Raw genomic sequence first — 23019 nt, 5'->3', positions numbered from 1 at the left:
TTAGTCCTCCAATTCGTAGCGGTAATCCTCGATCACCGTGTTGGCAAGTAGCTTTTCGCACATTTCCTTGAGACGCACTTCCGCTTCAGCACGGTTATCCGTATCCAAAGTCAGCTCCATATATTTCCCGATACGCAAGCTTTCAACTTCTTGGAAGCCTACCGAATGAAGTGCTCCTTGTACTGCTACCCCTTGTGGATCAAGAACGCTTTTCTTTATGGTGACATATACCGTCGCTTTTAACATATGCTTGTAGTTCCTCCTAAATTTTAATGAGCATACCCTCTGAAACTGAAATTCTACAATGAGTACATTTAGCTTCAAAAATATATACTGAATTTATTCCCATGAGTGCACACACTATGTTGAACTATAAAGACTTGCCAGTAAGACGATGATAAATGTCCAGATAACGCCGTGTAGTTTCTTCTACTACTTCCAGTGGGAGCGGATCAGGTTTACTATTCTTGTCCCAGGAAGATGCAGATAGATACGTACGAACAGGCTCTTTATCCATACTATCAATTTCAATATCAAGCGCGTATTTATCCTTAGCCCAGAAGCGGGAAGCATCCGGTGTAAAAATCTCATCGATCAGAATCACCTTACCGTCCAACAAGCCGAATTCGAATTTGCAGTCCGCAAGAATGATCCCACGCTCAGCACAATACTCTCTAGCAAAAGCGAACAGCTTTAAGCTCTTTTCCTGCAGCTCAAGCGCCAGATCAGCTCCGATTAATTCCTGCATTTTCTCAAACGGAATATCCTCATCGTGACCTACATCATTTTTAGCCGCAGGAGTAAAAATCGGTTCTGCCAGCAGCGCGTTTTTGCGGAGGTTAGCAGGAAGTTCAATACCATTTACCTTGCCGGTTTCTTGATACTGTCTCCAGCCGCCGCCAGTGATGCATCCACGCACTACGCATTCGATATCAATACGCTCCGCTTTGCGTACCACCATGACACGGTTTCTGAGAGCCTCTTTGTCCTTAACTACGTCGCCGAGCAGATCCACATCGATATGAACGACATGATTCTCCATCAGCTCTTTAGTCTGTCCGAACCAGAACGCACTCAGACGGTTAAGCACATTGCCCTTTTCAGGGACCGCCGGGTCCAGCACATAGTCAAAAGCAGATATCCGATCCGTAACTACGATCAGTACATTTTCCCCTAAATCGTATAGCTCACGAACCTTCCCTTTGTAGAGCAGCGGCGCATTGATGAGTTCCACGGCTGTGGATACGGCCGATGATGTCATGACCTTTCCTCCCTTGAACTAATGATCTTCCTAATAACTAATTGGTCTCAAAGGCGTAACTCCGAGGAATGTTTGGACTTCCGATCGCTGTTATCCTCAGATTTCCTGATTGAACCGCTGCTGCGGTAGAAATCCGAGGATAAAGGCGAACGCTAACGCTTCTACAGTTCCAAACTTCCTCTCCATTACTCCTTCGACCGATTTCTTTTATTCCTAGTTCCTTAGTTCACCACTAACTTATCTTTTTTAGAGTCTCAAAGGCGTAACTCCGAGGAATGTTTGGACTTCCGATCGCTGTTATCCTCAGATTTCCTGATTTGAACCACTGCACGTGGTAGAAATCCGAGGATAAAGGCGAACGCTAACGCTTCTACAGTTCCAAAATTTCTCTCCGTTCCTTATCGACCAGTTGCATTTCAATTCTGCACAACCTTAACCGCTCGTACTATTCCTAGCTCCTTAGTTCACCACTAACTTATCTTTTCTTAGATAAGTTCTAGCTTGCGGAAGATGGTATCCACATGCTTAAGGTGCCAAGAAGGGTTAAATGCATCTTCAATCTCTTCTGGGGTGAGGACATTAGTGATTTCAGGTGTAGCTTCCACGATATCACGGAACTGCTTTTGCTCTTCCCAAGCTTGCATCGCACGTGGTTGAACAGTGTCGTATGCTTGCTCGCGGCTGAAGCCTTTATCAATCAGCTTGGTTAAGATCCGGCCAGAGAAAGGAACGCCGAAGGTACGGTTCATGTTACGCTTCATATTCTCTGGGAATACAGTCAGGTTCTTCACGATGTTTCCGAAACGGTTCAGCATGTAGTTCAATAGCATTGTTGCATCCGGAAGGATGATACGCTCCACTGAAGAGTGCGAGATATCGCGTTCATGCCAGAGCGGCACGTTCTCGTAAGCTGTAACCATATGTCCGCGAATCACGCGGGACAGACCGGAAATATTCTCGCAGCCAATAGGATTCCGTTTATGCGGCATAGCAGATGAACCCTTTTGACCTTTGGCAAAAGCTTCTTCTACTTCGCGAATCTCACTCTTTTGCAGAGCGCGGATTTCGGTAGCGAATTTATCTAGCGAGGTTGCTACCAGAGCAAGAGCTGCCATATATTCAGCGTGACGGTCGCGCTGTAGAGTTTGTGTCGAGATCGGTGCAGGGCTTGTACCCAGCTTACGGCAGACAAATTCTTCTACGAATGGATCGATGTTGGCATACGTACCAACGGCTCCGGAGATTTTGCCAAATTGCACACCGTTCGCAGCATGGCGGAAACGCTCCAGGTTACGTTTCATTTCTTCGTACCACAATGCCATTTTCAGACCAAAAGTAGTTGGCTCAGCATGAACCCCATGTGTACGGCCCATCATCGGTGTATCTTTATAAGCAATAGCTTTATCTTTAAGGATCTCAATGAAGTTAATAATATCCTTCTCTAGAATCTCATTCGCTTGACGCAGCAAGTAACCCAGTGCTGTATCCACCACATCTGTGGAAGTAAGGCCGTAGTGTACCCATTTGCGTTCTGCGCCAAGGCTTTCGGAAACCGCACGAGTAAAGGCGATTACGTCATGACGTGTTTCCTGTTCGATTTCATCAATACGTGCGATGTCGAATTTAGCATCCTTACGCAGCTTAGCAGCGTCTTCATGTGGGATGACTCCCAGCTCCGCCCATGCTTCACAAGCGCATATTTCCACTTCCAGCCACGCTTTGAATTTATTCTCCTCAGTCCAAATGGCCCGCATCTCGGGTCTGCTGTAACGTTCGATCATATTCTTTAGTTCCTCCAAAGTTTAGATTGCTCCACCCAGGATAGGCCGTCTCCGGTATCCTTGCACAGCAGATTGATATGACCCATCTTACGACCAGTCTTACTCTCAGTCTTGCCATATATATGAAGCTTAGGTACAATACCCAGCTTATTATCTTTTTCCTCATGTGTACAGGTCGCTTTAATCGCACCATCCAAATGCTGACCTAATACATTTACCATAACTACAGGTGTCAAAAGCGTTGTATCGCCCAGCGGCAGATTACAAATCGCCCGGACATGCTGCTCGAACTGTGAGGTCACGCAAGCATCCATGGTGTAATGGCCGGAATTATGCGGTCTTGGTGCCAGCTCATTGACGAACAATTCACCGTCCGCTGTGACGAACATTTCCACGGCAAGCAGTCCAACCGCATTCAGGCCTGCGATTAAAGTCTCAGCCAGCTCGCAAGCTCTGCGCTGAATGTCCGCTGACACTCTTGCAGGCACAATGGACAGATGCAAAATATTATTTACATGAATGTTCTCAGAAGGCGGGAAGCTTTTGACCTCCCCAGATGCACTACGTGCAGCAACAACGGATATTTCGCATTGAAAAGCTACAAACTTCTCAAGCACTAGCTCCGGAATCACCTCACCGGGTGCAACCTGCCGAAAAGCTTCTTCCAGCTCTTCTTCCTGACGAATCACAGCTTGACCCTTGCCGTCATAACCGCCTGTGGCTGTCTTGAGCACACAAGGTAGTCCAAGTTCAGCCGCCGCCTCTTTTAGCTCCGCAAGGCTGTCCACCTTCCGGTACGGGGCGACCGGAACGCCCGCCGCCTCGATGGCGGATTTTTCGCGCAGCCGATGCTGCGTGGTATACAGCAGCGCGCTGCCCTGCGGCACGTACGATTCTTCCGCCAGCAGCGCTGCTACGCCCGCGTCGACGTTCTCGAACTCGTACGTGATGACGTCCGAGCGGCGGGCCAGCTCCCGCGCCGCGTCCCGGTCGTTATACGCCGCCGTAATCTGCGGCGTAACTTGACCGCTAGGCGCATCCGGCGCAGGATCCAGCGCCACGAAGCGGTACCCCATGGCGCTGCCGGCCAGCGCCATCATGCGCCCGAGCTGCCCGCCGCCGAGCACGCCGACGGTCGAGCCGGGCAGCAGCGTCCGGACGGTGTCCGCACCGGACGCTTGTGCAGCTGGCGAAGCTGCGCCGCCAGCCTCCTGCAGCTTCAGCTCCTCCGGCCTCATAAGCTGTCGCTGCTTTCCAATACTTCATCGCGGATCGCATCCCGACGCAGCTGCACACGCTGCTGCACTTCAGGGTCGAACGCTCCGATGATCTGTGCGGCCAGCAGGCCTGCATTTACAGCGCCTGCTTTACCAATAGCTACTGTTGCTACCGGTATGCCTCCAGGCATCTGCACGATGGAGAGCAGCGAATCCAGCCCATTAAGTGCTTTCGACTGCACGGGCACACCAATCACTGGCAGGATCGTCTTTGCAGCCACCATACCCGGTAAATGTGCGGCGCCGCCTGCTCCTGCAATAATCACACGAATACCGCGGCCAGCGGCTTCCTCCGCATAGCGGAACATCAAGTCCGGTGTACGGTGCGCGGATACTACCTTCTTCTCATAAGACAAACCCAGCTCTTCCAGCACCCCACAAGCGTGCTCCATCGTATCCCAATCCGACTTACTACCCATGATGACAGCTACCTGCACAGACATGATTCGACCTACCTTCCAATCACTAGTATGAGATATCTTTATCTTGTAAATCCGAACAAGCAGAGACTACATTCTCGTCCTTCAGGGATGACTATCGTTTTCCTTAATAATATAAGGTTGATGTATTACGTGTAACTTATTCCTTATATTAAAAAAGCCCGATGTCCAGACGCATTTTGCTGCGGGAGGATCGGACTAGTAAAGGAATTAGGAAAAAACACTCCCGCTTGCCTCTCACCAAACTGGCATTAAGCGCGCAAAGCTGCACAATGCTTCACTCCATTATCTGGACTGCATTATCGCATTCTAGCATCCTATTTCCTCGTAGTCCGGTAATTTACGGTTCCCGGGTAGAAACTTCCGGGCCATATTCCCGGTTTTATACGAGCTCTTCATGACATCAGTTTAACAATCCCCTACACATGATGTCAACTCAAACACGAACATTGGTAAAATCACCATAATAAATGTTCGCTTTTGGGCGAATTTAAATTCTCAACAACCTTATATTTTGTGAAGAAGTACTTCTTTCCGTACGCTCCTACCTCTAGCGCTCTATGGTGTTTAAGCTCCAGATTAAGACCTGTACAGCCTTAAATTGAAAAAAAGGAACGCTATCAGCGTCCCTTTGAACTCTATATTATTTTACAACCAGCACTGGAATACGAGCGCTTTGTACTACATTATGGCTGACACTGCCCAGAACAAATTCACGTATACCGCCAAGCCCGCGGCTGCCGATAACTATGATGTCTATAGCATTTTCCTTAGCATATTTCAAAATCACTTCCGCAGGAGATCCTTGTAAAAGCTCAACCTCAGCATTCAGGCCTTCAGCCTCAAGGCGTCCCTTCACTTCCTCGGTTGTCTGCACTGCCAAATCATAATATTCTTTATTTACTGAAGCTGGTAGTGGTGCAAGAGCTTCTCCGATAAAAAATCTTGGGAATTCAAATGCGTGTACGACATGCAATATAGAACCTGGTGTGACTTTAGCGAGTTCAATTGCGCGCTCCAATGCTTGATTAGAAGCCTTTGAACCGTCATAGGCTAGCAAAATTTTAGAGAATAACATGTACGCCACCTCTTTTTCTAGTTTGTAATCCTAAAGACTATTATCTTAAAAAATAGCTGTACAAAAAAATATTCAGCAGCAGCAGAAGCGGAATTCCGATCCTGAAGGATGTATGACGCGTCTTGTGGCGCTTACGGTACATGGCAATCAGCACACCTAGTGCACCGCCCATGGCTGCCAGCAGAAAAAGTGTTTTCTCAGGTACACGTTCCCGCCTTTTGCGGGCTTTGTTCTTGTCCTCGGACATCACTACATACCCGATAATATTAATTACCACAAACCACAACATTACAACCTTGACCATTCTCCCGGGCTCCTCCTCCTTGCTTCCTATCTCTATTATATTCCCCTTTTGCACAAAAAACCAATCATCCTTACACGCTCTGCCAAGTCTGTTAAGTTTCTTTTAGCTGCTTCTGCTTCGTATCCTTCATCCATACCCAGGATAAAATTGTAGCCAACACCGCCGCAATTCCACCTAACCAGAATCCTCCGGTCAAGCCATATACAGAGCTCATCCAACCTGCTACGAATGGCCCTGCTGACATCCCTATCGCATAAACGGCCTGATAGAAGCCCATAGCTGTAGCCCGTTTAAAAGGATCTATTTCTGATACGGATTTACTCAACAGCAGCGGAAAAATAAGTCCCTGCATAAAACCATTCCCCACCTGAGTCAGACAAAGCGCCGCTAACGTCGGCATAGAAGGAATGAGCAGCGTAAACAGTGCGCTTCCCGCAAAGCCTAGCATAAGCTTCCCTCTATCACCCAGCAGCCCTCCAAACAGACGTGAGCCGTAGAGCGTTGCGATGGCATGCGGAATCATAAAAGCGAGTGTTAGCCAGCCCAAGCTTTCTTTGCTTGCTCCGATATTCAGCGCCTGGTTCGGAGTATATCCGAACATCGTTATAAATAGCACACAGTGCGCCAGCACAGACAACAGTGATACTCTTACCAGCAGAGGTTCCTTTACGACACCAGCCAGTTCCTTGATCTGTATGGCATTTTGCCGTTTTTCCTGCTTTTGTTCCGGTAACCGAAGCGCAAGTATTAGTGCCGCAATAGCTACAATTCCACCAATCAGGAAGGGGGCATTCCAGCCCCAATGCTCTACCATATAGCCGCTGATCATCATGCTGGTCAATTGGGCGATTACTGTAGTGAATTGCAGCATGCCCATCGCTTTTCCAGCTTCCTCTTTTGGAAAATAACCTGCGAACATCACAGAGTACACAACCCATGCCGATGCTGCTATCCCGGATACCGCACGTGCTGCCAACGCCCAACCCGGCTGTGCTCCCCACATAAAAAGAAAACAGCTGACTCCACTCGCAATCAATCCCAGATAGATAAACGGCCGCCGCCTATTTAAATAATCTGAACCGATGCCAATGGGTATACGGAATAGGATCTGCATTAACCCATATATCCCAAGCACCATGCCCACCATAAAATACGATGCTCCCAAATGCTCAACATATGGTGAAAGCACCGGCACATAAATATAAGAAGAGAACCAAAACATAAATACAATAACCAAAAAGAAAAACCTGCTGCTTCCTTGCCCCTGTGGGCGATCTGCCGCTTTCAACGGATTCGCCTGCTGCTCAGCTGCCACCTAATCACCTGCTCCACTCATTTGCTTACCATTCTAATTCAAAGCCTATCCGTAGACCACATAAACTTACTAGGATAGAAAAAAGACTGCTGAGCACACTCAGCAGCCTTCATTATTCTAATCATTCGTTTTAATTGAAGCTAACCATCCGATGATTCCTACTACTTATCCTTCTTTTGTCCTTCAAGCGCTGCTTTCAGCAGTTCCCCAAGGTTAGAACCAATGCTTTCCTGCTTGCTGTATTGCTGCACCAGCTTTTGCTGTTCACGTTTATTAACATGCTTGTGATCCTTATCTAAGGTCTCTGTGATTCCACAGCCTAGACATTGTACGAACATGCCTGCTTTACCCTCTTTAAGCTCCATTTTCTTATGGCACTGTGGGCAGCGGCGATTCGATAGTCTTTTCTCACCTGCACGGGTGTAACCACAATTATCTGCAGGACACACCAGCAGCTTCCCTCGTTTGCCCTTCTTCTCGAGCAGTCTTGTACCGCATTCCGGACAATGACTGTTAGAGACATTATGCGGCTTATATTCTGCTCCGCTAGTTTTCACACCTGTTACCAATTCCTGTGCCATACTGCGGATACCTTGTAAAAAGAGCTCCGGTTTGCCTTGACCACGCGCTATTTTCTCCAGCTCAGCTTCCCAACGTGCGGTTAGATCCGGGGTTCGTAGCTGAGTGGATACCAGCTCGATTAACTGCTTACCTTTTCCTGTCGGATGCAGGAGATTACCTTGCCGCTCAATCGTATCGGAGCTTACCAGCTTCTCAATAATATCCGCGCGTGTAGCCGGGGTTCCGAGGCCGTGCTTCTCCATTTGCGTCAACAGCGAAGCTTCATTATAACGCTTCGGTGCCTGTGTTCGGCCAGCACGCACCATACAGCGGCCAATCGTGACAGTAGCCCCTTCGCGCAGCTCAGGCAGCTTTACACTGCCCGCTGCCGGCTCGTCCGCAGATTCCTCCTCGTCATCACTACTCATATCCCCGCCGTATACTTCGCGCCAGCCGGCATCTTTTACTGTCGTCCCTTTGACATGGAAGCTTTCGCCTTCCACATTGACGGTTACAGCTACCGCATCATAACGAGCTGGCGGATAGAACAAGCTTATAAAACGCCGCACAATCAGATCATACAACTTACGTTCTTCAGTACTCAGACCATTTAACAATACGGTCTGTTCTGTAGGAATAATAGCGTGGTGATCACTGACTTTACTGTCATCCACGATTCGCTTCGTAATCGGCAGCTGCTTGCGCAGCAATGGACGTGCTAACGCTGCATATGGACCGACCGCAACACTATCCAGTCTTTCCTTGAGTGTGCCCGTCATATCTGAAGTTAAGTAACGACTGTCCGTACGCGGGTATGTGACAAGTTTATGCTGCTCATATAACCGCTGCAGCACACTGGAGGTCTGCTTCGCGGAGAAGCCGAACTTCCGGTTCGCATCACGCTGCAGTTCAGTCAGATCATAAGCCAGTGGATGAGGTTCACTTTTCTCACTCTTCTGTACCTTAATAATACGGCCGCTGCGTCCTGTAAGCTTATCCTTTAAGCTGGCTGTCTTATCCTTTTCGAATATTCGACCATCACCGTTACTGGCCCGCCATGCCGCTTGGAAATCCCCAAAATCAGCAGTCAGCGTCTCAAAATCGACGGAACGGAAACCCGTAATCTCCTGTTCACGATCCATGATCATCCCTAATGTCGGCGTTTGTACCCGTCCTGCTGAGAGCGGCGAACCGAACTTACAGGTCAAAGCTCTTGTGACATTCAGTCCAATCATCCAATCCGCCTCTGCGCGGCAACGTGCAGATTCATACAACCGATCAAATTCCCGGCCCGGACGGAGTTTTGCAAATCCCTCTTTAATTGCCTTATCAGTCTGCGAGGATATCCATAACCGCCGGAATGGCTTTTTCCACCCTGCCATATTCATAATCCAACGAGCCAGCAGCTCCCCTTCACGGGCAGCATCTGTAGCAACAATAAGCTCCTCAATGTCCTGACGCTTCATTAGGTGCTGGACAGCTTTATATTGCTGGTTGGTCTCCCGCAGCACCTTCAGCTTGGTCTTCTCCGGCAAAATCGGCAGATCCTCCAAGGCCCAAGTTGCAAACTTTTTATTATAATCCTCTGGCTCTGCCAGGCCGACCAAATGACCCAGCGCCCAGGTAACCACATATTTTGGACCTTCAATATAACTCTTCTGTTTATTATTGCATCCCATGACCCGTGCAATCTCGCGTGCAACAGACGGCTTCTCCGCCAATACTAGTGTCTTCATAATGCTCCCCTTTCCACATCAAATTTCATTATAGCATTAAATGAATGTTAGCAAATATCGTCAGGCTTTACCGTATGCCTCTGTTATACACTAGATCATATCTGATACCCGAAAGGAGTCATAGTCAATGAATGAACAAGAAAGCTATAATATATTATCTATAGGATCGGTTAGAGGTACAGCACATAATTTGCGGCTTGAAATCAACCCGGAATTCAGACCAGCGCTTAAAGGTTTATCTCAGTTTAGTCATTGCCAAGTACTTTGGTGGCTGCATGAGTTTGCAGAGGATCATTTCCGGCAGACTACACAGATTCAGCCTCCTTATGATGCGACCTTAACTGGAGTATTCGCTTCCCGTTCCCCTATTCGCCCTAATCCGATTGGGCTAAGTGTAGCAGCAATCCTGTCTGTCGATGTAGACTCTGGAATAGTAGAGGTGGCCGGGCTTGATGCCTATCCGGGCACACCGGTTCTCGACATCAAAGCCTATTTTCCTAGTGCAGATCGCGTAATGGAAGTGACTGTTCCCGATTGGGCTGCTGCTTGGGGCGACTGGACAGCAAATCATTGAAGTAATCGTGCTAGACACCATTTCTATTAACTGTTATGGGAGGACATCTCTTGAACAATCGCCAACTAATCATTCAAGCCTTAGATCTCATTGAGGATCGCTTAACCACGTTTCTTCCTGTAGCTGTCCTCTCCAAAGAAATGGGATACTCCCTTTATCATTTCACCCGTCTATTTCAAGCAGTCACTGGGATAGCACCCGGCGACTATATAGCCAGACGCAAAATCACTGAAGCAGCCTTAGACATTCATCGAATGCCAGAACGTTCACTCCAAGACATCTCCTTAGACTATAACTTTAGTAACTATGAGACCTTTACGCGTGCCTTCAAAAGAATGCTGCACACGACTCCCTCTCTTGTTCGAAAAAGACTTACTGAAACGAAACTCCCTTTGCTCCCTAGACTATATGAACAGGATCTACTTCAAGTCCTTTCTGATAGTGATCTCTCCCTTCAGCTCGTTGATTTCGGAGAAATTATACTTCAAGGACCCGTAGTTAAAGTAGACCTAGACTTCTCCGTCATTTCTGATACTTGGCCTTTGCTTTTCAATAAGGTAGCCACTATATCGGATAGAATACAGCCTGAAAAATATTATCAGCTTGGCTTCTGGCCAGATGACTATGAGAGTAATGGGTTTTCGATCATGTGTGCCTGCGAACTTAGTCCTATAAAAGCAGACCACAATCAGACTTTCCCCCTTCAGATCTTACCACCCATACGTTATCTGAAATTCATCCATAAAGGCCGCTCTTGTGATATCCCTTCTACCTATAAATATATCTACGGAATCTGGCTGCCGAAAACAGAATACAGGATGTCCATTCCATTTGAATTGGAATATTATGGTGAATTGTACCTTGGACCAGATAACGAAAACTCGGTGAGTGAAATCTACATTCCATTAGAATTTTTACAAGAAGAGACTACGTTGTCGTCTTTTATAGATGACAACCGTTACTCTTAGAAATATAAAGATATTATAGTTTTTCAGCTTATAAATTCTCATTTTTTAACAAAAAGCCCGTATCTGCTATGCAGACACGGGCTTTTTTGCTTATGGGATTAATAGTTACTTTTGCTCCACCTGAATCGTTTGTTCAAGCTCCGGATAATAATGTTTAACTTGTTTTCCTTCTTCATCCCTTAATGCTTTATGATTTTCATCAATGGAGTAAGTAAACGGCTTAACTGTAATTGTCTTTGGTGTTTGCGCGAACGGTATGAAATCTTTGTCTACCAAAGGATAGACTATAGCTGGCAAGTTAAATGACCCACCCGATGAGAACGCATTACCTAGTTCATCAACAATTTCATAGAACATTTCAGAGGTTGTGTATCCATCCTTTTCTTTCACAGTTGGCGCTTTACCTTCTTCGCTGAGCTGTAATCTGCTTGTGGCTGGAGTTAATTCCAGCTTGGTAATCGTATAACTGAATTCTTCTGCCTCTTTTGTTTGGTTCAGATCAAGCTTGATAATTCCTTCCGTTACTTTTTTCACCGGCACCTTGATTACAAAAGGCTCTGCAATTTGTGTAACCGGCACACTGATGCTTAATTCAAATTCATCCCCCAAAGCCTCTATATTATTTAGATTTCTGTAATCGTATAAAATAGCATTCTTTTTTCCCTCAACATCACCAAAAGATGACATTTGGCTCTCCAGTTTTTTCCCATTCGGCAATTTCACTTCTGCTGAACCCAACAACCCTTTTTCGGACTGGTTCATTGTCACTTTCGCATGTTGTTCTGTTAGCGATGGATCGAACTCAATCGGTTCAATAATCATCTCAGCCATCATCTTATCATTATCAATGCCTTCCCGTTCAATCGCAAAAGCCAACCGCGAGCCGTCATAATAGGCATCGGTAACCTTTAAGGTCACTCCATCATGGGTAACGCTTTGGTTAGGGGCAGTAGATAATCCTTTTTCCTCAGCAGCATTTAGACCTTTATCGTCAATCCCCTTAAAAATACTTCCTACAACAGGAATCTGCTTCAATGTTTCAGCCATGACCGGGGATACAAATCCGCTACCGATTATCCCCGCACCCAACACTGCTGCTGCCGAGGCAGCCACCAATGATTTTTTCAGAAACTTATTTCCATTCTTTCTTGACGCTCGTTTTTCCATTCCCTCGTCTCCTATTCGCTTCATAATTGAATCGCTGAAACTGTCTACCGGCATTTCATGATTTTGGAATGTTTGACGAATGTGCTCCATCTTCTGACTTTCAGTTCGATCTTGCCATTTCTCCATGAGGGCTGCCTCCTTCATTCATTCTTTGCCGGACTAACTTTTTGCGTAGACGTTCAAATTTCTTGCGTAAAGTAGCTGAATTACAATCCATAATCTGACCCATTTCTTCAAAGCTGTACTGCTCAACCACCTTAAGAATCAGGAGATTGCTCTCTTCGGCTGTCAGGTCATCCATAAATAACTTCTGCAATGGCTCCTCATCGTTAGGATTATAATAGGCTTTGGGCTGCTGCTCTTTATATAGCGACAACAGACGGTTTCTTCGCTTGCGTTTGCGAACCTGATCCAGACAATGATGATAGGCCACTTTATACAGCCATGCACTAAAAGAGACTCGTTTCTCATAACGTCTGAGTTCCTGATACACTTTTACAAATATATCTTGCACAGCATCCTCTGCTTCTTCATGACTTCTCAAAATATAATAGCAATACGTATAAATCTTTCTTTCATAGGCTTGTATTATAGTTCTATAGGCTTCGCGGTTACCCGCAAGTACCTGATCGATAGCCTCTTCAATTATTGTTTGATTCACTTGGACCCCGGGGCTGCGACGTTCCAAAGAATCACCTCCTTGTTATTGACTACAACTATATAACGAATGTGATCCCTTTAATTGTGACAGGCTCAAAAAAATTTTCCAAATATGTTAGAAACATCATCCGTTTTCAATAAAAAAAGCGATTGCCCCGATTGATGTTCGGAGAAATCGCTTTTATAATAATATTCCATATTTATAAATTACTTACTTATTCGTACTATTGGACACTTTTTAACGCTATACATGCTTCATAATATACAGTATCACTATTCTGACCGCGTACATATATACCATCATCCGTTACAGCTGAACGTAAAATAGTCAGTTCATCCCCAAACTTAGCTTCTTGTAGATAAGTAATCCGGAAGCGTGTGAACTCTGCATTATCCCATTCCGCTAAAGTGAGCGCATCACAACATAAATCCCCGTATCGGGCATTATTCAAATGTCCGTTGCTGTCAAGCCCACTATATCTTACCTGATACCGATAAGCTTCTTCCATAGTAATATCAGAAGGGATCGTTACCTTAACAGGCATATCGCCTACTGAATCGCCATTATAGTGCTTAACCTGAACCGGAAGGGCATTCGGTCTAAGTATCCTTCTCTTCTCAATATCTACTAAAGCCCATATGGATCGTGCTGTGGCGATTTCTATATGATCTGCATCGAAAATACGATAATCCCGTTGCCACAGTGCCCCTTTAGTTCCTTTACTCCAGGTATGTACGCTAAGCACATCATTCGGGCGGGGAATACGCTTAAAATCAAGATCTAACGTAATCATCATCCAGCCCATTCCTGCATTCAGAATTTCTTCCACACTTATCCCCAAATTACCCACTGCGAAGTCTGCCGCACATTGCATGATATCCAGAATAAAGGATAACTTACCCTGCGAACGATAATCCGTGTCGCTCGCATGTACAGAAAAATCTTCTATCCACACAAGATTGCTACTGTTGTCCATTGTTTATCCTCCTGCCATGCAAAATATCCTTGCATTTACTTGAAGTATCCACATATACCACTGCTCTATCCACATAAATTGGGGACTACTTTCATTTTTGAATATATTTTATTATTTCATCCACATGTTAGTAACTTTTATAATTTCGTTAATTCCCCATAACTTATCCACATTATTTAAATTAAGCGATAAAGGGAACAAAAAAGCCATTGTTGATAAATCAACAATGGCTTCGTGTGCTTGGCAACGTCCTACTCTCCCAGGACCCTTCGGTCCAAGTACCATCGGCGCTGGAGGGCTTAACGGTCGTGTTCGGGATGGGTACGCGTGGAACCCCTCCGCTATCGCCACCAAACATGCATCTGTGAAACAGACGCTGCCGCGTGAAATTCGGTTCATCACCAGAAGTGAGAATGAATTTCTAAGCGTGTTACAGGCTTGATGCCTGAAAACTGAATCCGAAACAAATCTGCATTCTACGTATAGGATAAGCCCTCGACCGATTAGTATTGGTCAGCTCCATGCATTGCTGCACTTCCACCTCCAACCTATCTACCTCGTCGTCTTCAAGGGGTCTTACTAATTGGGAAATCTCATCTTGAGGGGGGCTTCACGCTTAGATGCTTTCAGCGCTTATCCCGTCCGTACGTAGCTACCCAGCCATGCTCCTGGCGGAACAACTGGTGCACCAGCGGTACGTCCATCCCGGTCCTCTCGTACTAAGGACAGCTCCTCTCAAATTTCCTGCGCCCACGACAGATAGGGACCGAACTGTCTCACGACGTTCTGAACCCAGCTCGCGTACCGCTTTAATGGGCGAACAGCCCAACCCTTGGGACCTACTTCAGCCCCAGGATGCGATGAGCCGACATCGAGGTGCCAAACCTCCCCGTCGATGTGGACTCTTGGGGGAGATAAGCCTGTTATCCCCAGGGTAGCTTTTATCCGTTGAGCGATGGCCCTTCCATGCGGTACCACCGGATCACTAAGTCCGACTTTCGTCCCTGCTCGACTTGTAGGTCTCGCAGTCAAGCTCCCTTATGCCTTTGCACTCTGCGAATGATTTCCAACCATTCTGAGGGAACCTTGGAACGCCTCCGTTACTCTTTAGGAGGCGACCGCCCCAGTCAAACTGCCCGCCTGACACGGTCCCCGTACCCGATAAGGGTACTAGGTTAGAACCTAGATACGATCAGGGTGGTATCCCAACGGCGCCTCCACCGAAGCTTGCGCTCCGATTTCTACGGCTCCCACCTATCCTGTACAGATCGTACCCAAATTCAATATCAAGCTGCAGTAAAGCTCCATGGGGTCTTTCCGTCTTGTCGCGGGTAACCTGCATCTTCACAGGTATTAAAATTTCACCGGATCTCTCGTTGAGACAGCGCCCAAGTCGTTACGCCATTCGTGCGGGTCAGAATTTACCTGACAAGGAATTTCGCTACCTTAGGACCGTTATAGTTACGGCCGCCGTTTACTGGGGCTTCGGTTCATAGCTTCGGGTTACCCCTAACCACTCCCCTTAACCTTCCAGCACCGGGCAGGCGTCAGCCCGTATACTTCGCCTTGCGGCTTCGCACAGACCTGTGTTTTTGCTAAACAGTCGCTTGGGCCTTTTCACTGCGGCCCCCTCGTGCTATTCACACTACCGGGGCACCCCTTCTCCCGAAGTTACGGGGTCATTTTGCCGAGTTCCTTAACGAGAGTTCTTCCGCGCGCCTTAGAATTCTCTTCTCGCCTACCTGTGTCGGTTTGCGGTACGGGCACCTTCTCCTGGCTAGAGGCTTTTCTTGGCAGTGTGAGATCATGACCTTCGCTACTATAATTTTCGCTCCCCATCACAGCCCAGCCTTAACGATGTGCGGATTTGCCTACACATCAGCCTCACTGCTTAGACGGACATCCATCAGTCCGCGTCACTACCCTCCTGCGTCACCCCATCGCTCATAGCGGATTACGGTGGTACAGTAATTTCAAACTGTTGTCCTTCGACTACGCCTTTCGGCCTCGCCTTAGGTCCCGACTTACCCTGAGCGGACGAGCCTTCCTCAGGAAACCTTGGGCTTTCGGCGGATCAGATTCTCACTGATCTTTTCGTTACTCATACCGGCATTCTCACTTGTGTAGTGTCCAGCGCTCTTTTCAGTACACCTTCAACCCCTACACAACGCTCCCCTACCCCAGATACATACGTATCTAGCCATAGCTTCGGTGGTGTGTTTAGCCCCGTTACATTTTCGGCGCAGAGTCACTCGACCAGTGAGCTATTACGCACTCTTTCAATGGTGGCTGCTTCTAAGCCAACATCCTGGTTGTCTGTGCAACTCCACATCCTTTCCCACTTAACACACACTTGGGGACCTTAGCTGATGGTCTGGGCTGTTTCCCTTTTGACAATGGATCTTAGCACTCACTGTCTGACTCCCGGCAATAAGTATATGGCATTCGGAGTTTGACTGAGCTTGGTAATCCTTGCGGACCCCGCACCCAATCAGTGCTCTACCTCCACTACTCTTATACCGAGGCTAGCCCTAAAGCTATTTCGGGGAGAACCAGCTATCTCCGAGTTCGATTGGAATTTCTCCGCTACCCCCACCTCATCCCCGCACTTTTCAACGTACGTGGGTTCGGGCCTCCAGTGCGTGTTACCGCACCTTCACCCTGGACAGGGGTAGATCACACGGTTTCGGGTCTACGTCCACATACTAAGTCGCCCTATTCAGACTCGCTTTCGCTGCGGCTCCACCTTCTCGGCTTAACCTTGCATGTTAAACGTAACTCGCCGGTTCATTCTACAAAAGGCACGCCATCACCCATTAATAGGGCTCTGACTTTTTGTAAGCACACGGTTTCAGGTTCTATTTCACTCCCCTTCCGGGGTGCTTTTCACCTTTCCCTCACGGTACTGTTTCACTATCGGTCGCCAGGTAGTATTTAGCCTTAGCAGATGGTCCTGCTGGATTCATACGGGGTTTCACGTGCCCCGCACTACTCGGGATCCGTCTCGGAGAGAATACAGTTTAGGTTACAGGGCTTTTACCTCTATCGCGGGCCTTTCCAGACCTCTTCACCTACCATATTCCTTTGTAACTCCATGTGAGACGTCCCACAACCCCTAAGAGCAAGCTCTTAGGTTTAGGCTGTTCCGCGTTCGCTCGCCGCTACTGACGGAATCACTATTGTTTTCTCTTCCTCAGGGTACTTAGATGTTTCAGTTCCCCTGGTCTGCCTCTACACACCCTATGTATTCAGGTATGAGTAACTGCGAATTACCACAGCTGGGTTTCCCCATTCGGACACCCCCGGATCAAAGCTTGCTTACAGCTCCCCGAGGCAGTTTCGTTGTTCGCCACGTCCTTCGTCGGCTCCTGGCGCCTAGGCATCCTCCGTGTGCTCTTATTAGCTTAACCTTGATTTTTCCGCAGGAAAATATCATACGATGACATTCTCTTTGGAATCATCTCACTAATAACATTTACTTGTTTGCACAAGTTGCTAAAAGATGTTCTAAAACGCAAATTCGTTTCGGTATCCAGTTTTCAAGGATCAAGTCTTACTGAGAGCTTAAACTCTCAAAACTGAGCAACGAGTGAGTAACAGGCCTAAACCTGAGTTTTGGAAGCTGAGCTTCCGATTTGAATGTCCTCATTGCAGAGAACGATTCTCCATAGAAAGGAGGTGATCCAGCCGCACCTTCCGATACGGCTACCTTGTTACGACTTCACCCCAATCATCTACCCCACCTTCGGCGGCTGGCTCCCTTGCGGGTTACCCCACCGACTTCGGGTGTTGTAAACTCTCGTGGTGTGACGGGCGGTGTGTACAAGACCCGGGAACGTATTCACCGCGGCATGCTGATCCGCGATTACTAGCAATTCCGACTTCATGCAGGCGAGTTGCAGCCTGCAATCCGAACTGAGACCGGCTTTGATGGGATTGGCTCCACCTCGCGGCTTCGCTTCCCGTTGTACCGGCCATTGTAGTACGTGTGTAGCCCAGGTCATAAGGGGCATGATGATTTGACGTCATCCCCACCTTCCTCCGGTTTGTCACCGGCAGTCACTCTAGAGTGCCCAGCATTACCTGCTGGCAACTAAAGTTAAGGGTTGCGCTCGTTGCGGGACTTAACCCAACATCTCACGACACGAGCTGACGACAACCATGCACCACCTGTCTCCTCTGTCCCGAAGGCCGCCACTATCTCTAGTGGATTCAGAGGGATGTCAAGACCTGGTAAGGTTCTTCGCGTTGCTTCGAATTAAACCACATACTCCACTGCTTGTGCGGGTCCCCGTCAATTCCTTTGAGTTTCAGTCTTGCGACCGTACTCCCCAGGCGGAGTGCTTACTGTGTTAACTTCGGCACCAAGGGTATCGAAACCCCTAACACCTAGCACTCATCGTTTACGGCGTGGACTACCAGGGTATCTAATCCTGTTTGCTCCCCACGCTTTCGCGCCTCAGCGTCAGTTACAGCCCAGAAAGTCGCCTTCGCCACTGGTGTTCCTCCACATATCTACGCATTTCACCGCTACACGTGGAATTCCACTTTCCTCTTCTGTACTCAAGCCACCCAGTTTCCAGTGCGACCTCAGGTTGAGCCCAAGGTTTAAACACCAGACTTAAATAGCCGCCTGCGCGCGCTTTACGCCCAATAATTCCGGACAACGCTTGCCCCCTACGTATTACCGCGGCTGCTGGCACGTAGTTAGCCGGGGCTTTCTTCTCAGGTACCGTCACTCCGGTAGCAGTTACTCTACCGGACGTTCTTCCCTGGCAACAGAGCTTTACGATCCGAAAACCTTCATCACTCACGCGGCGTTGCTCCGTCAGGCTTTCGCCCATTGCGGAAGATTCCCTACTGCTGCCTCCCGTAGGAGTCTGGGCCGTGTCTCAGTCCCAGTGTGGCCGTTCACCCTCTCAGGTCGGCTACGCATCGTCGCCTTGGTGGGCCGTTACCCCACCAACTAGCTAATGCGCCGCAGGCCCATCCCTCAGTGACAGATTGCTCCGTCTTTCATTCTTCTCTCAGGAGAAAAAAGAAATTATCCGGTATTAGCTACCGTTTCCGGTAGTTATCCCAGTCTGAAGGGCAGGTTGCCTACGTGTTACTCACCCGTCCGCCGCTAAGTTACTTTGAAAGCAAGCTTTCAAAGTAACTCCGCTCGACTTGCATGTATTAGGCACGCCGCCAGCGTTCGTCCTGAGCCAGGATCAAACTCTCCAATTAGTATTGAAAAGAGCGATATGCTCATTTTGAAACATCTGACGAGAAAATTAATTCTCTAATTTTGGATTTCACTTACGTGATTTCCTACTCACTCGTTGTTCAGTTTTCAAAGATCAAGTTCTCGTTGGCGCCGTTTAATGTCTCAGCAGCAACTCTTATAATATATCATGTTGTTTTCAGAAATGCAAGCTTTATTTTTCGAAGCTTTTTATCAGCCTCGTCTATATCGCCTGTACGCTGTCTAACAACGCTTACCTATAATACCCCAACTATTAATAGAAAAGCAACCCCTAATATAAAAATAAACAACTAGCTTAATAATTAAGCCAGTTGTTTATTTAATAGAGTTATGTTTCTAGCGACGAACTTAATAGTATTTTGCCGCAGTATATTTGCTTGAGGCTTTAATTAAATCGGTTTTCTTATCACTCTTTGCAAGTCCTGCATCCACTGTAGTATCAATGGTAACCCACTTCCCATTAAGCAACACTTCGTTCCATGCATGATATTGCGTAACGTAGCTTGTATTCCCCATTACCAACTTAGCAGGAACATCTACACTCCGCAGCATTGCGGCAAAAAGAGAAGCGTAATCATAGCAAATCCCTTTTTTAGTAGTCAATGTCTTATCGATGCTTGGAATATAATCAGTAGTTACACTATTAGCAAGAGAGTAATCATATTGTACATTCGCAACTACATAGTTATAGATCGCTTTAACTTTCTCTTCGTCTGTTGTTTTGCCTTGTACTAATTGTTTAGCTTTGACAATCGCTTTATCAGAAGAACTCCATTTCACATTCTGTACGGAGCCCAAATATACGGAATTCGAGTCACTCATGGTTACGTCTACTACTTCGGAATATAATGCTTTGTATTTATTGCCGGTTGTGTTCTCCAGAACAGAAACCTTATAAGTCCCATTTCCTTGTTGCAAAGGGAAGTCCTCAGCTTGTCCAGAAGCATACAAGTTATATGTATAGCTGCTGTTATCTTTGGTGATCATGAGTTTGATTCTTTTATCTTTCGGAATATCATAGTTAATACCAATCACACCTTGAGCCACTTTGGATGTAATCAACCAGCTGGCATCTGCACTTGCAGCTTGAGCTGTACTTACTGGAACTGAAGTCATTAGGACGAACAACGCCACCAGCATAAAATAAACCTTTTTCACGGATAAAACTCCTTTCGGTAGCTGGCTGCCATCCTTTCGGGAAGGCCCTTTAGCTTTGCGTCCCTACCTTTCGATAGGTTTGCCGTTATCGTATAAGTTCTATCTGTTCTAGCTTTACTAGATATAATTGATAGAATCCATTTGAAACAAACAAAAAAAGCCTCTTCATTCGGTAGCTGGCTGCCATCCTTTTGGGAAAAGGCCCTTTAGCTTTGCGTCCCTACCTTTCGGAAGGTTTGCCGTTATCGTGTTTAGCTTTCATAGTATAATACTATCATATTTATAGTTGTGAACAAGACCTAATTTACTAGATTACCCATTATTTTATAAATATCTCCCGGTATTTGTGTTTTCTTGTCATTCACTATTCTCATTTTGTTAATTTGGCATGAACAATCAGCCGATGCGTTGGATTCACTAGCGGATCACATGTAATCAGAGTAAGAATCTTATCCTTGTCATTCCCGTCAAGAACGGAGACGTCACTCGGATCTACTACAGAAATATCATACACCTCATAGTTAAACACCTGATCACTAGTCTTTATCGTGATAACATCCCCCACAACAACCTCATTCAATCTGTTAAACAAACGACCCGTAGTTCTAGCCCGATGCGCCGCGATTGCAGCATTCCCGATCTCTCCAAGGGGTGCCGTTTCTTTCATATGGGCTGCAGCATGTTTCATATTAGCTTTTGTAGCCCCTTCTAATACAGGCAGCTTCAAATCAATCTTATCGATTTCAATTAGTGCGATTACTTTGCCACCGACTGCAATCTCCGGTTCAGGCTTTTCTGTCTCTTGGGGTTGGGGCTGTGCCTGAGCATCCAGAACCGATTCCTCTGCTAACAGCTGAGTAACTTCAGCATACCTGCTCTTCAGATCTGGCTGGGGAGTACTATCGGCAGTGCTTAGTTCAGCCGTTTCTAATAACTTCTCCTGCTGCCTGTCGTTGTACCATTCGTTAGCTGTCGGATATAACATGATAAGTATCCCAGCCAGTATGAGTAGATAGGAGAATTTACGCAATGTTATTCACCTCCGTATATTGTTTCTATGGTTATATACAAATCAAGCAGAAACAGCTACTTGCCTTTAAGCATAGCAACTCCTTCTGCCTGAAATTAATGTTTAAAATACCCATTTACGACTTCCAAAGAAATTGATGATCACCGTGATAAAGGTAACCATCACCTTGGAGATCAAGACTTGAATACCTAGTTTGTCTGTCAACAGATGCATTAACAGCAGTGATATTCCGAGCACTACCAAATTCAGCACGATAAACTTGACCAGCTGTACGCGGTCGAAGCCTTCTTTATTCCCCCGGTTGCGATCACGAAAGGTAACTTTTTTATTCAAAATAAAGCTATTCGCCGTGCCTGCACTATAGGAGATCACCTGCGCCAATGCGTATACCATCCCTAGTGAATTCAACAATGTGAAAATCACAAAATCAATAAGCGTATTGAGCAAACCTACGGCATTAAATTTGAGGAACTGTATGAATGCAGCGCGCAAGTTCTTATCTGACATCATTGTGGTCCTTCCGGCGGTCCAGTTGTTCTTCGTTCTGGTAGCCTTTAGTCTCACTAACAATATATAGCGGTCTATCTTTAGACTCGTCATAAATCCGTCCGATATACTCCCCAATCACACCCAACAGCATCAGAACAATACCGTTAAAGAGCAGATTGACACCTACAATGGAAGCCCAGCCCGGAACCGTCCAGGAGGTGAAAAATATCCTTTGGAACAAGACGAAAAATAAATAGAGAAAGCTAGAAAATGAAAGAAAGAATCCAATATACGTAGCAATCTTAAGCGGCTTATGTGAAAAAGAGGTGATGCCATCTAACGCAAAACGAATCATTTTCTTCAGCGGATATTTGGTTTCTCCGGCAAAACGTTCTTCCCGTTCATATTCCACCATAGTCTGCTTGAAGCCAACCCAGCTCACCAAACCTCTGACATAGCGGTTCTTTTCTTTAAGTCCCCGCAGGACATCACATACCTTACGGTCAATAAGACGGAAATCGCCTGTATCCGTAGGAATATCTACACTTGTCATACTGCTGAGCAGGCGGTAAAAAAGCTTCGCGGTGACCTTTTTGAACATCGTTTCTCCGTGGCGCTTCAGGCGTTTCGCATATACAACGTCGTAGCCCTCTTTCCACTTCTCGATCATTTGCAGAATGACCTCCGGAGGATCCTGAAGATCAGCGTCAATAACAACAACCGCTTGACCTTCGGCATAGTCCATGCCAGCTGTAATCGCTACCTGATGTCCGAAATTACGCGAGAAGTCAATCAGCTTGACATGCTCGTCTCGTTCACAGATCTCCCGAATCATTTGGGCGGAACGATCACGACTGCCGTCATTGACGAAGACCAGCTCATAAGTATCGCCGCACTCGTCCATTACTTTTTTCAAACGTTCATAAGTATGGCTAATTACTTGCTCCTCATTGAACATGGGTACAATCACACTATATCTGGCTTTCACCTTTATT

18 protein-coding genes, 3 rRNA genes and 3 riboswitches are annotated in these 23019 nt (G+C 46.8%); of the genes, 2 read left to right on the top strand and 19 right to left on the bottom strand.

Features of this window, described 5'->3' with window-relative positions; genetic code table 11:
* From purS to MKY54_RS03250, 9 genes are all read right to left on the bottom strand, one after another.
* Entirely contained in the window at positions 1–246 is a 246-nt protein-coding gene (purS, locus tag MKY54_RS03290; protein WP_036680912.1) for a phosphoribosylformylglycinamidine synthase subunit PurS, read from the bottom strand.
* A gap of 124 nt (positions 247–370) precedes the next feature.
* Entirely contained in the window at positions 371–1261 is an 891-nt protein-coding gene (locus tag MKY54_RS03285) for a phosphoribosylaminoimidazolesuccinocarboxamide synthase (protein WP_076279486.1), read from the bottom strand.
* Positions 1262–1746: 485 nt separating this feature from the next.
* Complete coding sequence (gene purB, locus MKY54_RS03280) at positions 1747–3042, bottom strand: adenylosuccinate lyase (RefSeq protein WP_036680917.1); 1296 nt, start codon at positions 3040–3042, stop codon at positions 1747–1749.
* A 5-nt stretch (positions 3043–3047) separates the two neighbouring features.
* Positions 3048–4280: a 5-(carboxyamino)imidazole ribonucleotide synthase gene (purK, locus tag MKY54_RS03275; protein ID WP_076128458.1), complete on the bottom strand. Its 1233-nt coding sequence runs from the start codon at positions 4278–4280 to the stop codon at positions 3048–3050.
* Positions 4277–4762 (bottom strand): 5-(carboxyamino)imidazole ribonucleotide mutase, encoded by a 486-nt coding sequence (purE, locus tag MKY54_RS03270; protein ID WP_036680920.1) that lies wholly within the window; start codon positions 4760–4762, stop codon positions 4277–4279. Before purE ends, purK begins: the two co-directional genes overlap by 4 nt.
* A gap of 305 nt (positions 4763–5067) precedes the next feature.
* Positions 5068–5169, bottom strand: a riboswitch (purine riboswitch).
* A 233-nt stretch (positions 5170–5402) separates the two neighbouring features.
* Entirely contained in the window at positions 5403–5837 is a 435-nt protein-coding gene (locus MKY54_RS03265) for a universal stress protein (protein ID WP_036680923.1), read from the bottom strand.
* Positions 5838–5877: 40 nt separating this feature from the next.
* Complete coding sequence (locus MKY54_RS03260; protein ID WP_036680925.1) at positions 5878–6141, bottom strand: DUF1294 domain-containing protein; 264 nt, start codon at positions 6139–6141, stop codon at positions 5878–5880.
* Between the two features lie 91 nt (positions 6142–6232).
* Positions 6233–7456 carry an MFS transporter gene (locus MKY54_RS03255; protein WP_081393633.1) on the bottom strand — a complete coding sequence of 408 codons (1224 nt, stop codon included), beginning with the start codon at positions 7454–7456 and terminating at the stop codon, positions 6233–6235.
* A gap of 161 nt (positions 7457–7617) precedes the next feature.
* Positions 7618–9753 carry a DNA topoisomerase III gene (locus MKY54_RS03250; protein WP_076128456.1) on the bottom strand — a complete coding sequence of 712 codons (2136 nt, stop codon included), beginning with the start codon at positions 9751–9753 and terminating at the stop codon, positions 7618–7620.
* A gap of 127 nt (positions 9754–9880) precedes the next feature.
* Between MKY54_RS03250 and tsaA the strand changes: the two genes are divergently transcribed.
* Positions 9881–10327, top strand: coding sequence for a tRNA (N6-threonylcarbamoyladenosine(37)-N6)-methyltransferase TrmO (tsaA, locus tag MKY54_RS03245; RefSeq protein ID WP_076128454.1), 447 nt, complete (start codon positions 9881–9883; stop codon positions 10325–10327).
* Positions 10328–10377: 50 nt separating this feature from the next.
* On the top strand, positions 10378–11295 hold the full coding sequence (locus MKY54_RS03240; protein WP_339189441.1) for an AraC family transcriptional regulator: 918 nt from the start codon (positions 10378–10380) through the stop codon (positions 11293–11295).
* Between the two features lie 105 nt (positions 11296–11400).
* On the opposite strand, the gene MKY54_RS03235 is transcribed toward MKY54_RS03240, so the two are convergent.
* From MKY54_RS03235 to MKY54_RS03190, 10 genes are all read right to left on the bottom strand, one after another.
* A complete protein-coding gene (locus MKY54_RS03235) occupies positions 11401–12588 on the bottom strand; it encodes a DUF4179 domain-containing protein (RefSeq protein ID WP_076128451.1) in 1188 nt (395 codons plus the stop codon).
* Positions 12563–13150 (bottom strand): RNA polymerase sigma factor, encoded by a 588-nt coding sequence (locus MKY54_RS03230; RefSeq protein ID WP_076128449.1) that lies wholly within the window; start codon positions 13148–13150, stop codon positions 12563–12565. The genes MKY54_RS03235 and MKY54_RS03230 overlap by 26 nt, the downstream gene beginning before the upstream one ends.
* A gap of 196 nt (positions 13151–13346) precedes the next feature.
* Positions 13347–14099 (bottom strand): acyl-ACP thioesterase domain-containing protein, encoded by a 753-nt coding sequence (locus MKY54_RS03225; protein WP_076187248.1) that lies wholly within the window; start codon positions 14097–14099, stop codon positions 13347–13349.
* A 238-nt stretch (positions 14100–14337) separates the two neighbouring features.
* Positions 14338–14454: ribosomal RNA gene (rrf, locus tag MKY54_RS03220) — 5S ribosomal RNA — on the bottom strand.
* 128 nt (positions 14455–14582) lie between these two features.
* A 23S ribosomal RNA gene (locus tag MKY54_RS03215) occupies positions 14583–17509 on the bottom strand.
* A gap of 261 nt (positions 17510–17770) precedes the next feature.
* Positions 17771–19328, bottom strand: a 16S ribosomal RNA gene (locus MKY54_RS03210).
* Together the 16S, 23S and 5S rRNA genes form the textbook arrangement of a ribosomal RNA operon.
* 367 nt (positions 19329–19695) lie before the next feature.
* Entirely contained in the window at positions 19696–20505 is an 810-nt protein-coding gene (locus tag MKY54_RS03205) for a transglutaminase-like domain-containing protein (protein ID WP_038568647.1), read from the bottom strand.
* A gap of 13 nt (positions 20506–20518) precedes the next feature.
* Positions 20519–20599: riboswitch (cyclic di-GMP riboswitch) on the bottom strand.
* A gap of 74 nt (positions 20600–20673) precedes the next feature.
* Positions 20674–20756: riboswitch (cyclic di-GMP riboswitch) on the bottom strand.
* 119 nt (positions 20757–20875) lie between these two features.
* Positions 20876–21535 (bottom strand): class D sortase, encoded by a 660-nt coding sequence (locus MKY54_RS03200; RefSeq protein WP_256716649.1) that lies wholly within the window; start codon positions 21533–21535, stop codon positions 20876–20878.
* Positions 21536–21637: 102 nt separating this feature from the next.
* Entirely contained in the window at positions 21638–22045 is a 408-nt protein-coding gene (locus MKY54_RS03195) for a GtrA family protein (protein ID WP_339189438.1), read from the bottom strand.
* Positions 22032–23012, bottom strand: a complete 981-nt coding sequence (locus MKY54_RS03190) for a glycosyltransferase family 2 protein (RefSeq protein WP_036679898.1) — start codon at positions 23010–23012, stop codon at positions 22032–22034. Before MKY54_RS03190 ends, MKY54_RS03195 begins: the two co-directional genes overlap by 14 nt.
* Positions 23013–23019: the final 7 nt, after the last annotated feature.

Origin of the sequence: Paenibacillus sp. FSL P2-0121 (assembly GCF_037975345.1) — a bacterium.
Taxonomy (GTDB): Bacteria; Bacillota; Bacilli; order Paenibacillales; family Paenibacillaceae; genus Paenibacillus_AQ; species Paenibacillus_AQ odorifer.
Note: the sequence above shows the minus strand (reverse complement) of the source record. Positions and strands in the feature narration are given on the sequence as shown.